12 protein-coding genes are annotated in these 14,932 nt (G+C 64.1%); 2 read left to right on the top strand and 10 right to left on the bottom strand.

All coding sequences use genetic code 11. The annotated features are described in order from the left end of the window. Positions 1-14: 14 nt before the first annotated feature. On the bottom strand, positions 15-467 hold the full coding sequence (locus F812_RS0103335; RefSeq protein WP_020084541.1) for a YaiI/YqxD family protein: 453 nt from the start codon (positions 465-467) through the stop codon (positions 15-17). A 105-nt stretch (positions 468-572) separates the two neighbouring features. Between F812_RS0103335 and F812_RS0103330 the strand changes: the two genes are divergently transcribed. After that, positions 573-1,214, top strand: coding sequence for a TetR/AcrR family transcriptional regulator (locus F812_RS0103330; protein WP_020084540.1), 642 nt, complete (start codon positions 573-575; stop codon positions 1,212-1,214). 236 nt (positions 1,215-1,450) lie between these two features. On the opposite strand, the gene aspS is transcribed toward F812_RS0103330, so the two are convergent. Further along, on the bottom strand, positions 1,451-3,247 hold the full coding sequence (gene aspS / locus F812_RS0103325; RefSeq protein WP_026867812.1) for an aspartate--tRNA ligase: 1,797 nt from the start codon (positions 3,245-3,247) through the stop codon (positions 1,451-1,453). Between the two features lie 378 nt (positions 3,248-3,625). Beyond that, positions 3,626-4,159 carry a hypothetical protein gene (locus F812_RS0103320; protein WP_156827197.1) on the bottom strand — a complete coding sequence of 178 codons (534 nt, stop codon included), beginning with the start codon at positions 4,157-4,159 and terminating at the stop codon, positions 3,626-3,628. A 488-nt stretch (positions 4,160-4,647) separates the two neighbouring features. On the opposite strand from F812_RS0103320, the gene rnd reads away from it, so the two are divergent. After that, a complete protein-coding gene (gene rnd / locus F812_RS0103315; RefSeq protein ID WP_020084537.1) occupies positions 4,648-5,808 on the top strand; it encodes a ribonuclease D in 1,161 nt (386 codons plus the stop codon). A 33-nt stretch (positions 5,809-5,841) separates the two neighbouring features. Here the strand turns inward: rnd and F812_RS0103310 are convergent, their stop codons facing one another. From F812_RS0103310 to F812_RS22370, 7 genes are all read right to left on the bottom strand, one after another. Beyond that, positions 5,842-6,732: a DnaJ C-terminal domain-containing protein gene (locus F812_RS0103310; RefSeq protein WP_020084536.1), complete on the bottom strand. Its 891-nt coding sequence runs from the start codon at positions 6,730-6,732 to the stop codon at positions 5,842-5,844. Positions 6,733-6,945: 213 nt separating this feature from the next. Beyond that, the gene (locus F812_RS0103305) at positions 6,946-8,481 is read right to left on the bottom strand and encodes a Ppx/GppA phosphatase family protein (RefSeq protein WP_245257614.1); all 1,536 of its coding nucleotides are present in this window, start codon (positions 8,479-8,481) and stop codon (positions 6,946-6,948) included. A gap of 124 nt (positions 8,482-8,605) precedes the next feature. Then, positions 8,606-10,795: an RNA degradosome polyphosphate kinase gene (locus F812_RS0103300; protein WP_020084534.1), complete on the bottom strand. Its 2,190-nt coding sequence runs from the start codon at positions 10,793-10,795 to the stop codon at positions 8,606-8,608. A 205-nt stretch (positions 10,796-11,000) separates the two neighbouring features. Further along, positions 11,001-11,723 (bottom strand): P-loop NTPase family protein, encoded by a 723-nt coding sequence (locus tag F812_RS0103295; protein WP_020084533.1) that lies wholly within the window; start codon positions 11,721-11,723, stop codon positions 11,001-11,003. After that, positions 11,720-12,805, bottom strand: a complete 1,086-nt coding sequence (locus tag F812_RS0103290) for an AI-2E family transporter (RefSeq protein ID WP_020084532.1) — start codon at positions 12,803-12,805, stop codon at positions 11,720-11,722. Before F812_RS0103290 ends, F812_RS0103295 begins: the two co-directional genes overlap by 4 nt. A 53-nt stretch (positions 12,806-12,858) precedes the next feature. Beyond that, positions 12,859-13,389: a CDP-alcohol phosphatidyltransferase family protein gene (locus tag F812_RS0103285; protein ID WP_020084531.1), complete on the bottom strand. Its 531-nt coding sequence runs from the start codon at positions 13,387-13,389 to the stop codon at positions 12,859-12,861. A 290-nt stretch (positions 13,390-13,679) separates the two neighbouring features. Then, positions 13,680-14,795, bottom strand: coding sequence for a DUF2066 domain-containing protein (locus F812_RS22370; protein WP_156827196.1), 1,116 nt, complete (start codon positions 14,793-14,795; stop codon positions 13,680-13,682). Positions 14,796-14,932 lie beyond the last annotated feature (137 nt).

The raw sequence follows: 14,932 nt of genomic DNA, 5'->3' as shown, positions 1-14,932 counted from the left end.
CTGCTGCCCCGACTTCATTTGCCCCGCTTCGCCCGCTGCACAGCGAGCTCGAGCGCTTCGAGGAAGCGCGATCTGTCCTGCCGCGTGAACGACGCATTGAAGCTGCCGCCTTCACCGGTCTCACGCAGATGCCGCGAGAGATCGCGCATCGCGAGCGCCATGCCGATACTCGCGTCGGTGAACGGCTTACCCGTGGGGCCGAGGGCCTGAGCGCCAGTCTTGAGGCAACGCGAGGCCAGAGGAATATCGGCCGTCACCGCGATATCGCCCGCCACGATACGGCTCGCGATCCAGTCGTCGGCCGCATCCGGCCCCTCCTGCACCACCACACGCTCGACTTTGCTGCCTTCCGGCAGCCGCATCCAGGTGTTGGACACGTAGACGATCGCAAGATCGTGCCGGTCCGCAACCCGCAGGGCCTCCTCTTTCACCGGGCAGGCATCCGCATCAACGTAAATGATTGTCACCCGTCTTCCCCAACCCTCACTCGCCGTCGCCCCACTGCCTACTGCCTACTGCCTACTGCCCGTTACCTGCTGCCCGCTGCCGCCAAATAAGCTACACTCATTTTCATGAGCTGGCACAAAGACCGCGGGCCCGGCGAGCGCCGCGGCTATCACCATGGAAACTTGCGCGAGGCGCTGATCGAGGCCGCGCTGAACCTGATCCGCGAGAAGGGTCCGGCAGGCTTCACCTTTGCCGAAGCCGCGCGGGCGGCCGGCGTCTCTCCCGCCGCACCTTATCGCCATTTCCGCGACCGGGACGCCCTCATCGCTGACATAGCCAAGCGCGGCTTCGAGGCCTTCACCCGCGCGCTGACCGTCGCCTGGAACGAAGGGCGCCCCAACGCACGGGACGCTTTCAACCGCCTCGGCGCGGCCTATCTGGCCTTCGCCAGCAGCGAGCCCGCCTACTTCTCGGCCATGTTCGAATCCGGCCTTTCGCTTTCGGAATATCCGGAAGTCCGCGCGGAGGGAGACCGCGCCTTCGCCGTGCTGCGCGAAGCCTGCGAGGCGCTGATTGCCACGCTGCCGAAGGAGCGCCGCCCGCCGCCATTGATGATGGCACTTCACATCTGGTCGCTGTCGCACGGCATCGCCGCGCTGTTCGCTCGCGGCGATCAGGCCCGCCGCCCGATCCCCATGCGCCCCGAGGAGCTGCTCGAAGCCGCCGTGCTGATCTACCTCGACGGCCTCGGCATCGGCGGGCGCTGAAACCAGACCGCACGAACGACAACACCCGCTCCTCGCCCAGCACTTGCCGGGCATGAGCGCAATTGCGATGCATATCGATGATCGGCGCGCATCCGCGTTCTTGCTCACAGAGCCTTGATCCCGGCCGCTCGTGCCAAGCATGGCGCCGGGATGACGGCCCTGGGAGGAGAGCCGCTATCCGCGCAAATGGCGTCACCCCGACGTAGGTCGGGGTCCAGACACGCTGAAACGAAGGCCTACTTCTTCTCGGGTGTCACCACACGGATCGAAAGCTCGCGAAGCTGCTTCGGCGAGACCTCACTCGGCGCACCCATCAAGAGATCGTTGGCCTGCTGGTTCATCGGGAACAGGGCTACGTCGCGCACCGTCTTGGTGCCCGTGAGCAGCATCACCATGCGCTCGATGCCGGCTGCCATGCCGCCGTGCGGAGGTGCGCCGTACTGGAACGCGCGCAGCATGCCGCCGAAGCGCTCCTCGACGACCTCAGGCCCGAGCCCTGCGACGCCGAACGCGGCGATCATCGCATCGGGGCGATGGTTGCGCACGCCGCCCGATGCGATCTCATAGCCGTTGCAGACGATGTCGTACTGGTAGGCCTTAATCTTAAGATAGTCCTCCGGGCTCGTCGCCGCCTGGAGCGTTTCCAGACCGCCCTGGGGCATCGAGAACGGGTTGTGCGAGAAGTCGATCTTCTTCTCGTCCTCGTTCCACTCGTAGAACGGGAAGTCGACGATCCACGCGAACGCGAAGCGCCCTTCGTCGACGAGCTTGAGCTCGCGGCCCACCTCATCACGCGCCAGCCCCGCGAACTTGTAGAACTTGGCTGGATCGCCAGCCGTGAAGAAGCAGGCATCGCCCGTCTTGAGGCCCATCTGCGCCTGAATGGCGGAAGCCCGCTCTGCGCCCACGTTCTTCGCGATCGGGCCGGCACCGGCAGCGCCTTCCTCCTCGCGCCAGAAGATGTAGCCGAGACCCGGCTGGCCTTCCTTCTGTGCCCACGCGTTCATGCGATCGCAGAACGCGCGCGAACCGCCGCCCGGAGCCGGGATAGCCCACACGCGCACCTTGGGATCGCGCTCAATCATCTGCGCGAACACCTTGAAGCCCGAGCCGCGGAAATGCTCGGTCACATCCTGCATCTCGATCGGGTTGCGCAGGTCCGGCTTGTCGGAGCCATACTTTGCGATGGCCGTGTCATAGGGAATGCGCTGCCAGCCGCGATCCACGCGCTTGCCGTCCGCGAACTCCTCGAACACGGAGGTCAGGATCGGCTCCATCGTCTGGAAAATGTCCTCCTGCTCGACGAAGCTCATCTCGAGGTCGAGCTGATAGAATTCGCCCGGCAGACGATCGGCACGCGGGTCCTCGTCGCGGAAGCACGGCGCGATCTGGAAGTAGCGGTCGAAGCCCGAGACCATGAGCAGCTGCTTGTACTGCTGCGGAGCCTGCGGCAGCGCGTAGAACTTGCCCGCGTGAATACGCGACGGCACGAGGAAGTCGCGCGCACCCTCGGGCGAGGACGCAGTCAGGATCGGCGTCGGAAATTCGTTGAAGCCAGCGTCATGCATCCGCGCGCGCAGCGACTTCGTGATCTGAAGCCGCTTCATGATGATGCCGTGCAGCGTCTCGCGGCGCAGATCGAGGAAGCGGTAGGTGAGGCGCAGGTCTTCCGGATAGTCCGGCTCTCCGAACACGGGGACCGGCAATTCCTTGGCTTCGGACAGCACCTCGATCTCGGTCGCGTAAACCTCGATCTCGCCAGTGGGCAATTCCGCATTCGTCGTGCCGTCGGGGCGCTTGCGCACGCTGCCATCAACGCGGATCACCCACTCCGAACGCACGGTCTCGGCCATCTTGAAGGCCGGGCTGTCCGGGTCGGCAACCACCTGCGTCACGCCATAGTGGTCGCGCAGATCGATGAACAGAACGCCGCCATGGTCGCGCACGCGATGGACCCAGCCGGAAAGACGCGCCGTGGTCCCGATGTCGCCAGACCTCAGCGCCCCGCACGTATGAGACCGGTATCGATGCAGCGTCCCCTGAGCCGCCCCTGCCTTGCCCACGCCCGCTTCCGCCTTCTTCCCGTCTGCCATCTGCCAATACCTTGAGGCCCCGATCCAAACGCCGGATCGAACGAATCCGGCGTGCCCGTGGCTATACCCCTGATTGAAGTTGGCGGAAAAGCGCATGATGCCCCCGCAAAGTCAAGGCTTTGGGGACCGTTCCGGCAGACCGGAGCGGGCAACCCGGGAGCCACGCTTGCAAGTTCGAGAAAGCCGATTTTGAATCAGTCTCTTAGGTGAAAAGAGCCCGTCGGCATCACCCCCCGCAGCGAGGCAGTCAGGACGAGCCTGGGGAAGCTGCCCAAAGCCGCCTTGTCCAAGTTGTCTGGCTTCGGTCGATCGGCGGGTTCAGAGCAGGACCAGCACCACCAGCCACATCGCCACGGACGCCGAAAACAGCCCCGCGCTGAGCTTCAACTTTCCGGAAACCTCCCGGAATTCACGCTCAAGCGTCCCCAATTCCGTCAAACGGCGGCTAACGGCCTCGAAAGTCCGAAAAGCTTGATAATCCCCTTTCGAATTTCCATCGACCGCATCGAGCCGCGTTTTCAAGAAATCAAATCGGCGCGAGAGATCGTCGATCTTTGCAGCGCGAGCCTTATACTCCCGTTCCTGAAATTCGGAAAACCGGTAGCTCCGCGATGCGTCCTCGCGCACCTCTGCAATGTCGCCTTTCAAAATCTGGATTTCCCGGCCGAGCGAGCGGATCTCCAGAATAACCTGATCGAGCTTGATGGCCGTATCGGAGACGAACGCATCCCGCGCGATAAGCTGCACTGCGGGTCCGGTCGCCACACGCTTGAATGGATTTTCTGCGATCATATAAGGCTGAAGCGCGGAGCTTCGGACACCGATCGGGCTCTTCCTGCCAAGCTCTTGCACGCCACACTCCTACGCGACACCTTAGCGGCCGCAACGCCCGCGACACGTCATGCGGGGCAACCGCACGCGGAATGGCAGCGCAAATCAATATTTTGGAGTTTCGTTTTCAGGATTTGAACAAGGCGAGCAAAATCGGAAACCGGCCAACAATAGTTTGGCCTAATCCGAAACCTTCGCCCTCTAGAAATCCGTGACTGCTCGTGACCCGCGCCTGCGGAATTTTATACATCACAGGCGTTTACTTGACTAGATGTCGCACCCTGCCATTTTACTTTTCCGCCGGATTTTATTTTGGCCGGACTTGGCGCGCGCGAAAGGGCACGCCTTCAAGCGGCGAGAACCGCAAGCGAGCACGCCGGACCGGCCGAATGGCACCGGACGGCCGCGCCGCAGCGTCGTGTCTCCCCGACGCTCATCGGGGAGAAAATGCGCCCGGCGCGCACGGAACTAGCGACATCCGCGCTTCCCGTGTCTATAACCGTCGCGCAATGCGCGTCATTACCTCGACTTCTGCCCTTTCCGAAACCTGCTCCAGGCTCGCCGCCGGCGACTTCGTCGCCGTCGACACCGAGTTCATGCGTGAGCAGACGTTCTGGCCTGACCTCTGCCTGATCCAGCTCGCCGGCCCCGGCGACGAGGTGATCGTGGACCCGCTGGCGGAGGGCCTCGATCTAAAGCCCTTCTACGACCTCATGGCGGACGAGAAGGTCGTGAAGGTCTTCCACGCCGCGCGCCAGGACATCGAGATCGTCTTCTCCGAGGCAGGCCTCATCCCGGCGCCGGTCTTCGACACGCAGATCGCCGCCATGGTTTGCGGCTTCGGCGAAAGCGTGAGCTACGTCAATCTGGTGAAGAAGATCACCGGCCGCGACCTCGACAAAAGCTCGCGCTTTACCGACTGGAGCCGCCGTCCGTTGACGGAAAAACAGCTCGTCTACGCCATTGGCGACGTCACTCACCTGCGGGACATCTATACCCACCTCAAGACCGAGCTCGAGGTGACCAACCGGGAATCGTGGCTGGACGAGGAGATGGCGGAACTGACCGCGCCCTCGACCTACGAGAGCCACCCGGAGAACGCTTGGCAGCGCCTCAAGATGCGCGTCAAGAACCGCAAAGCCCTCGCCGTTCTGATCGAGCTGGCGGCCTGGCGCGAGCGCCTTGCGCAGGCGCAGGACGTGCCGCGCGGACGCATCCTGCGCGACGAAGCTCTCTACGACATCGCCAACCAGCAGCCCACGAGCCCGGAGAAACTCTCCGAGCTTCGCACGCTGAGCGACGGCTTCTCGCGCTCACAGCGCGCCAAGGAGATCGTGGACGCGGTGAAGCGCGGCCTCGAGCGCGATCCGAAGACTGTGCCAGCGCTTCCGCACAGCCAGCCCATGTCCGCGGAAGCCACCGCCACCATCGAGTTGCTGAAGGTGCTGCTCAAGGCCTCCGCCGCACGTCACCGCGTGGCCCCACGCCTCATCGCAGACGCCGACGATCTGGAGCGCATCGCGAGCGAAAAGGATCCCGATGTCCCCGCCCTCAAGGGCTGGCGCCGGCAGCTCTTCGGCGAGGACGCGCTCAAGCTGAAGCGTGGCGAGTTGGCTCTGACGCTCGCCAAAGGCGAGGTGCTCGCCATCGGCCTTCCCGAGGAGAGCTGAGCGCGGCGGCACGACACTCCGCTGCCTGTTGCCCTACTTCCTCGGATCGTACTTATGCTTCTGGCGCCATTCCGTCAGAAAGTACGAGAGGCTGTCGTCGATGGTATCCGGTAGCACGATGCGCACCGTGACCAGCTCATCGCCGGTCGCTCCCGTCGCCGCATTGCGGATGCCCTTGCCCTTGAGCCGCAGCACCTGCCCGGAGCTGGTGCCCTTGGGGATGGTGAGCTGCACCCGGCCCGACGCGGTCGGAACCTCCACCTTGCCGCCAAGAACCGCCTCGTCGATGGTGATCGGCACTTCGATCAGGATGTCGTCGCCCTCGCGCCGGAAATCGCGATGCGGACGCACGCGGATCTCGACCAGCGCGTCGCCGGATTCGCCGCCCGCCACGCCAGGCTCTCCGCGCCCGCGAAGACGGAGGATCTGCCCGTCCGACACACCTTCCGGCACGGCGAGATCGAGCACACCGTTGTCCGGCAGCGTCACCCGCTTCTTCGCGCCCTGCACGGCCTCCAGAAAATCCACGTCCAGCGTGTAGCGGACATCCCGCCCCTTCGTGGAGAACCCGGCGCGGCCTCCACCGCCGCGTCCCATGCCGGAGAACAGGTCGGAGAAGACGTCGCCGAAATCCTCGAAGATCGGCCCGCCGCCACGCGACCGCGCCCCCGCGCCCTGCGGCCGATAGGCAGGCCTGCGCGGCTCGCCCGAGGCATCGATCTCGCCAGCATCGAACTGCCGGCGCCGATCGGGGTCGCCGACGATGTCATGCGCCGCCGTCACCTTCTTGAAACGCTCCTCGGCCGTCTTCGATGGATTGACGTCGGGATGCAGCTCTTTGACGAGCTTGAGGTAGGCACGCCGAATCTGATCGTCGGTCGCGCCACGGGGCACGCCCAGAATTTCGTAGGGATCATCGGCCATGAGCGGCGTGCATCCTTAGTGTGCTTTTCATCCCACAATCGCTTCGAGCCCCACCGCGCGATCCGGCTTTCCGGCAAGAAGCAAGATCCTGGACAGGGGCGGGTCAAGTGCAAAGAAAACACTCAGCGCGAGGATATGAAGGCCGGTCGGCCACTGGCTACGATAGATACGGGATCAGAAGCGCCCGAGACCAGCGCAAATTTGCGTCTGTGCTCAGCCCAGAATGCGGATCTCCGGCTCCCGTTGCACAAGCTCTGCGAGCATTCCGAAGCGCCGCCTCAGCCGTTCGCCGTCGAGCGCCTCGTAAGTCCTGGGAATGGTGAGAACGAGCTTCGGTCCCTCGTAGGAGAGCTTGGTCTCGTCGATGACGCCCGGCATGCCGATCGAGAGCATATGGGCCGCGCGAATGGCCGCGCCGATGATGCGAGCGCGTTTCTGCGCCCGCTTGCTGACCGCGAGCCGGAGCCGGGCCGAAAGATCGTCCCCCTTCGCCTCGTCCGATCCCACGTGCCGGTAGTAGACGGCGAGCGCGAGGAAGATGCGGCCGGGATGATCGATACCCGACATCCCCGAGTGAGCCACCACGTTGAGGCTTTGCTCACCCCGGTAGTCGGGATGCGCCCGCCAGCCGATGTCGGAGAGAAGGCACGCGGCATGTCTCAGCCGCCGGTCCTCCTCCGTTTCCTTGAGGCCATCCCCCTCGAACAGCGCGTCTGTCCATGAGCAGAGCTCGTGCGCATGTGCGACCGAACGGGACCTGAGGCGCGCATAGTCCTCGCAGAAACAGAGCAACGGATCCTTGGCCTGCTCGTGCGGCGTCATGAGGCTGAACAGCAGCCCTTCGCGGATGCCGAAGACGGAGAAGATCACCTCCGAGGGCGCCAGCGCCTCGAGCAGACGTTCGAGCACCAGCGCGCCGTAGGGCACCACGTCGCGCCGCGCGCGCGCCACCTCTTCCATACCCCTGAGAGTCGAAACCTTCTTCGTCCGGCGCACAAACTGGCAGAACTCGATCGCCTCGCGCGTCGGAATGGAATAGCCGTGCATCACGCGCAGGGGGTAGTTCGTGTGCTCCATGTGCAGCTTGGCAAGCGCGCGCCACGTGCCGCCGACCGCGTAGAACGGACGCCCTCGCCCGTTGACCAGCCAGTTGATGCGCGCAACCGATTCATCCACCACCGGCAGCGCGCGCTCGATGCGGTTCGCCGTCTGGTCGATGAGACGCAGGCCGCCGAGCGGCAGGGTCGCCGCGTCGTTGAGGCGGTCCTTGTAGATGTCGATCACTTCGAGGCTGCCGCCACCGAGGTCGGCCGCGAGTCCGTCCGCATTCATGAAGCCCATGCGGATACCGTAGGCGGCGAATTGCGCTTCCATCTCGCCGGAAAGAACTTCGATACGCGTGCCGGCCGCCTTCTCCGCGCGCACGATGAAGTCGTGCCCGTCCTCGGCTTCGCGCACTGCCGCGGTGGCCAGCACACGGAGGTTCTTTACCTTGAGGATATGCGCGATTGCGCGGAACCGCCGCAACGCCTCGAGCGCCCGCTCCACGCTCTCAGCGCCGAGATGCCCGGTGGAGGCGATCGACTTGCCGAGCCCGCACAGGACCTTCTCGTTGAAGATCGGCATGGCCGCCCGCACGGCGCCCTCGTACACCACGAGACGCACCGAGTTCGACCCGATGTCGATCACGCCGAGAGGCTCGAGCTCCGTTGCTTTTCCGCGCCCGCCGAACACCTGCGTCAAGCTCACCGATGAGTCCTGCCCGGAGCGACTGTTTTTGCCAAACCACGCCAAAAACGCGAAACCCGCTCTACATCATGAGTTTAGGCCGTGAAATACGCGTCTGCTTGATAGGGGCTCAAGCGGCGCCGGTCTAGTCTTTTTGCAAATCGAAGCGCGGGGGAAAATGCTTCTTGAGCGCCTGTCCGCGCCCCGAGAGCGAAGGATTTGTCATGAAGTACTTGTGCGCGTTGAAGGGCATTTCGCCCGGGGCAGGCTCGATGCGGGAGGACGACCCGTCTGCCTTGATTTCCCAGCTCTGCTGGTTGTCCTTGAGATTGGCAACCATGATCTGGTCGAGAATCTGCTCGTGCACGGTGGCGTTCTTGATCGGCACCATGGCCTCGACGCGCCGGTCGAGGTTCCGCGGCATCATGTCCGCCGAGCTGATGTAGACCGCAGCGGCAGGCGACGGCAGCCCTTCGCCCTCTCCGAAGCAGTAGATGCGCGCGTGCTCGAGGAAACGCCCGATAATGCTCTTGACGCGAATGTTCTCCGAGAGCCCCGGAATGCCCGGCCTCAGGCAGCACACGCCGCGCACCACGAGATCGATTTCGACGCCCGCCTGGCTCGCCTCGTAGAGCGCATCGATGATCTGCGCATCGACGAGCGAGTTCATCTTCATCCAGATCGCGCCGGGACGCCCCGCCTTCACATGCGCGATCTCGCGCTCGATGTGATCGAGAATGCGGTTGCGGATGCCGCGCGGGCTCGCTGCCACGTACTCGAGCTCCGCAGGCTCACCGTAACCGGTGACGAAGTTCAAGATGCGGGTGACGTCGCGCGCGATACCCGCGTCCGTCGTGAAGAGCGAAAGATCCGTATAAATACGGGCCGTCTGCACATGATAGTTGCCGGTGCCGATGTGGCAGTAGGTGACCAGCTCCGAGTTTTCCCGGCGCACGATCTGTCCGAGCTTGGCGTGCGTCTTGAGCTCGATGAAGCCGTACACCACGTGCACGCCCGCCTTTTCGAGATCGCGTGCCCAGCGGATATTGGCGGCCTCGTCGAAGCGCGCCTTGAGCTCCACCACCGCCGTGACGGACTTGCCCGCCTCGACGGCCTCTTTCAGCGCCTGCACGATCGGACTGTCGCGCGACGTCCGGTAGAGCGTCCACTTGATCGCCATGACGTTGGGATCGGCCACCGCTTGCCGCAGGAACTGCACCACCACGTCGAAGCTCTCGTAAGGATGGTGGACGACGAGATCCTTCTTGCTGATGGCGGCAAAACAATCGCCGTTGAACTCGCGAATGCGCTCGGGGAAGCGCGGATTGAACACGCTGAACACGAGGTCGGGCCGGTCCGGCACGATGAGCTGCGACGTATCGGAAAGCCCGAGCAGCCCTTCCTTGAGGAACACGGATTCCTCCCCCACCTCCAGCTCGTCGATCACGAACTTCTTGAGCCTGTCCGGCATGCGCGCATCGAGCTCCAGCCGGATCACATGGCCACGGCGCCGCCGCTTCAGGAGCGTCTCGAACGAGCGCACCAGGTCTTCCGCTTCCTCCTGCAGCTCCACGTCGCTGTCGCGCAGCACGCGAAACGCGCCCTGGCTCTTCACGTCGAAGCCGGGGAACAGCTCCGAGATGAACATGCCGATCAGCTCCTCGAGCTGAATGAAGCGAAGCTGCGTCGACTTCGCCGTCTCCTCCACGCGCAGCCGGATGAAGCGCTCGAGCTGGCTCGGGATCGGGATGAGCCCGCTCATGGCCTTCGCATCGCTTTTGCGCTGCATCCAGACGACCATCGTGAGCCCGAGGTTCGGAATGAACGGGAACGGATGGGCGGGATCGACGGCGATCGGCGTGAGGATCGGAAAGATGTGCGAGAGGAACAGGCGCTGCAGCCACGTCTTCTCGGCAGGCGAGAGACCGGCGGGCTCGACGATCTCGATACCCGCCGTGGCCATGTCCTTCTTGATCTCGTTCCAGCACGCCTGTTTGTCCGCGACGAGCTTAGCGGCGAAGCGATTGATCTCCATGAGCTGCTGCTTCGGCGTCAGGCCGTCCTGGGTCAGCGTCGCGACCCCGGCCGCGATCTGGCCGTAGATGCCCGCCGCGCGCACCATGTAGAATTCGTCGAGGTTGGAGGCGGAGATCGATAGGAAGCGCAGCCGCTCCAGCACCGGATGCTGCTTGTTCTGGGCCTCTTCGAGCACGCGCCTGTTGAACTGCAGCCACGAAAGCTCGCGATTGTAGAACCGGGCAGGACCTTCGGGCACGGGAGTTGCGGGAACCGGCGCGCGTGCTTCCACTTTCTGCTTACCTTTTGCTGAAGCCATGTCGTCTTTCCTGCAATCATTCCGGCCAATCGGTAGGCCCGAATGAGGCGTACAACGTGCAACAGTATGATGACGGCCTTAGCGCCTGTTTCATCACGCAAAAAAGCCGCGGTGGCTGGCCCCCTGGTGGAAATGGCGCGCCAGAACGGGAGATCGAATCACTTTCGCACCCGATGAGGCGCAACGCCATCGTGACGAAAAGATCCTAGCCTTCGCCGCCGCCATCTTCCGCATCTTCGCGCTCCGCCGCAAGGGCAGCCGCGGCAACGGCTCGCGTCACCTTCCGTTGCATGGCGAGCGAAAGCCTGTCGCACACCGCGACCACCCGCGTGGCCGCATCCATCGAGCGATCCATGTGCAGCGCAAGATAGCTCACGACATGCGGCTCGACGGCGAGTTGCCGGTCGGAAAAGAGCTTCACCAGAACGGAGCGGATAAGCGCTTCGTCAGGCGGCTCGATCAGCACCGGCGGGATGGCCCGCAGCCGCGACCTGAGATCCGGCAGAGCGATCGTCATCTCTCCCGGCGCGATGCGGGAGGTCATCAGCAGCGAGCCGGACTTCTCGCGCGCGAGATTGAGCAGATGGAAGAGAACCTGCTCGCTCCCGATACCGCGATCGATGTCCTCCACCACGAGCGTGCGCTGCTGCTCGAAAGCGGCAACGGCCGTCTCGTCGAGCGTACGCGCAGCCACCACCGAGGCATGCGAGCGCGCGCGCCACACGTTGGCGAGGTGGCTTTTGCCGGCGCCTGCCGGTCCGACGACAGTCGCCGCATGAAGCGGCCAGCCCGGCCAGCTATCCACGAGATCGACAGCCGTCGTATTCGACCGGCTGACGAGAAAATCCTCGGCCTCCTGCGCTTGGCGATGAGGAAGCGCGAGCACGAGCTGCTGGGGCTCCGCTGCTTTGGTGGCGCGTGCGGTCATGGCAGCGTCTCGATCGTAGCGGGAGCCGTGCCCCGGTAGACGGGGCTCTTCAGATAGACATCGAGCGCAAAGCGGATCAGCACGCCCAGCGCCGCAGCCAGCGGAACCGCGACCAGCGTGCCGACGATGCCGAACAGATAGCTGAACACGAACAGCGCGAAGATCAGCCACACCGGATGCAGACCGATCTTGGAACCGACGATGGTGGGGCTCAGGAAGCCTGCGTCGAGCCCCTGCGCGGCCAGGAACACCCCCACCACGACCAGGATCGGCAGCATCTCCGGCCAGAACTGAACGATGGCGACGGTCGTCGCCGTCATGAAGCCCAAAGCCCAGCCGACGAACGGAATGAAAGCAAGCAACCCTGTCATGAGACCGATCAGAAGTCCGTAGTTGAGCCCGATCGCCGAGAGAGCGACCGCGTAGATGATGCCGAGAATGATGCACACTGTTCCCTGCCCGCGCACGAACGCCGCCACCGCGTCGTTCATGTCGGAGGCGAGGCCCCTGAGCGAGGCCGCGTGATTTCGCGGCAGCCAGCCATCGATCTTTTCGAGCATCGGGTGCCAGTCCACGAGCAGATAGAAAACGACGAGCGGCGTCACGAGCATCAAGGCCAGGAAGTTCACGATCGTTAAGCTGCCGCTCCAGATCGAAGTCGCCGCCCAGCCCGCGAGGCTCGCCCAGTTCTCCGCCAACTGGTCCGACGCGCGTCCGATCTGCGCATCCAAACCGGCGAAACCAGGGCCGAGCCGCTCCCGGGCCCATGTTTCCAACGCGCCCCTCAGCCGCGTGATCTCACCCGGAAGCGCCGCCGCCAGCTCCTGCGCCTGCGTGAGGATGATGGGCACGATCAGCACCAGCGCCGCGATCATCACGACGGCGAGCGTCGCGACGATCAGGAGAGAGGCGACGACCCTGTTCAATCCGAGCGAAACCAGACGATCCGCGAGCGGGCTCAGGAAATAGGCGATCGCGATACCGGCGATGAACGGCAGCAGGATGTCCTTCAGGACCGCGATCGTGAGGATGAGCAATCCCGCCGCCGTGACCCAAAACAGAACCTGCCGCTCCGCGCGCATGCCTTCCCCCGTGCCGGGCGCGCACGCCGCGCGCCGCTCCACTGCGGGGACTTTTACCCAGACATGTGTCGAAGCCAAGCCCGCAGATACGCCCAGAGCGACGCGATCGTAAGCGCCCCCGCAATCCACACCAGCCCGACCCGCAATGTTTCGAGCCCGAGGCCGAAGCCGTCGTCGGCGAGCACGGTGGCCGCCAGCACGATCTGCGCCGCGGTATTGGCCTTGCTGACGATGAGGGGGCTTATGCGCACCGGATGATCGAGCAGCCAGGAGAGCATGACGCCGACGACGATGAGAATATCGCGCGAGACCACCGCGATCACGAGCCACGACGGCAACGCGCCGCGCACGCCGAGGGCTACGAAGATGGAAACGATCAACAGCTTGTCGGCCAACGGATCGAGATAGGCGCCGAGTTCTGTCGAAAGGCCGAAGCGCTTGGCGATGAAACCGTCGACCGCGTCAGAGACACCCGCGAGCACGAACGCGAAGAACGCGAGCTGCGTCTGTCCCGACACCAGAAGCCAGAACACCACGGGCACCAGGATCACACGCCCTAACGTGATCAGGTTCGGAATGTTCAACTGGCTGGTACCTGTCTCTCGAAATACGACCATACGTCACGTTATCCGACATCAAATCCAACCGGCCCCTCTGTACGGCTGGATCCGACCGGCTCGATGGCCCGAGCGATGCACAAGACCTGAAAACCAGTCGATCCCAAAAAGGCGTAAGACGCACCTTTCGGGCGTCTTACGCCAACCGGCCAAATTTTGCACCCGATCTCGTCAATCTGGCGCGCAACCGGTCACTTAAGAATTTGAATTCGAGCACGATAAGAGATGTTGATCGCGAGCAAAATCCGTAATTTTGCCTAATAGCCGGACCGGAGCGTCCACAATCCTCCGCCGGCGGTCAATGTCAGGCCCTGTCGGGCCAATACGGGTGCGAGGCCCGCGCCTCCCCCGGGATAGCGGAGAGAAACTTCCGCGCTGCGCGCCGAGACAGCCCCGATGCGCACGTCGTCCACGCCCGGGAGATCCAGAAGACGCCCCCTGAGATCGTTCCACTCGCCGAGGCTCGTGAACTCGACCGCCATGTGAACCTCGCCACCGCCACCGGAGAAACCGCCGCCCTGGCCGCCCTCCTCGGTCTTGGCGACTTTCCAGCGCCCTTCGAGCACGCCTTGCGTCACCACGGACGCGAACTCCATGGCGTAGGCGACATCACCGTCCGTGAGCCGATAGCTCCGCCGCCAGGAGAGCAGTCCGGCCGGATCGATGCCGGCCAGCGTCACGTTGAGCTGCTTGCCGGCGGTGTCCACCTCGGCAACCGCGAACAGCACGTAATCCGCTTTGTACTCGTTCGTCAGGATGCGCTCGACGCTGTCGTCGCCGTTGATGGCTGCCGCGATCGTGTCGTCATGAACCACCGGCAGAAGCGTTTCGATCTTGAGCGGCGTCAGCGTGTTGTCGAGATCGAGCCCCTTCCACACCTGGCTCCACGTTCCGCCCGCCGGACGATAGCGCATGGCCCCTTTCTCGCCGGGCTCTGCCGTCACCGGCACGAGCACCATGCGCGGAGCCTGCTCCTCCACGAACGGCACGCCCTCGCGCCGCAGGAGCTCGCGCACGCTGTCGGCCTGGAACGAGAAGTCGAGGCTCGCGATGTAGCGCGTATTCGAATTGCTTTCCGAGCGCACGGCAACGCCGTCGATATAGTTCGCTGCCCGCACGCCCTTGAGCCGGTCTATGCGGTTGTAGGCAGTGACGGGAACGAGCCGCTTCAGCAGCGCGCCCAGCGCAGCCTGCTGGCCCTCGGCGTGCGCCTTCTCCTTGGCCGCAACCGCGTCCTTGGCCGTCGCATCCACCGGATAGTTTGCGATCGTAAAAACCTTGTCCGCCGGTGCCGCCCAGGCGGGCAGCGCCCCCACGACCATCGCGAGCCCAAAGCCGAGCATGAGCCGGGAAGTCTTGGGTCGAGTCGTCAAATCATCCCTCCAGCGTAGTCAAACCGGTCTTGTCCCGGGCGGGCTTCCATGGATCTTAAGACTGCCGCGAACCGTGGCCAGCCTGCGGCATAGAGTGCTTCCCGAAGTCTGGAGCCGGATTTCCGAACAGGAAGCAC

Source organism: Hyphomicrobium zavarzinii ATCC 27496 (assembly GCF_000383415.1).
Taxonomy (GTDB): Bacteria; Pseudomonadota; Alphaproteobacteria; order Rhizobiales; family Hyphomicrobiaceae; genus Hyphomicrobium_C; species Hyphomicrobium_C zavarzinii.
Note: the sequence above shows the minus strand (reverse complement) of the source record. Positions and strands in the feature narration are given on the sequence as shown.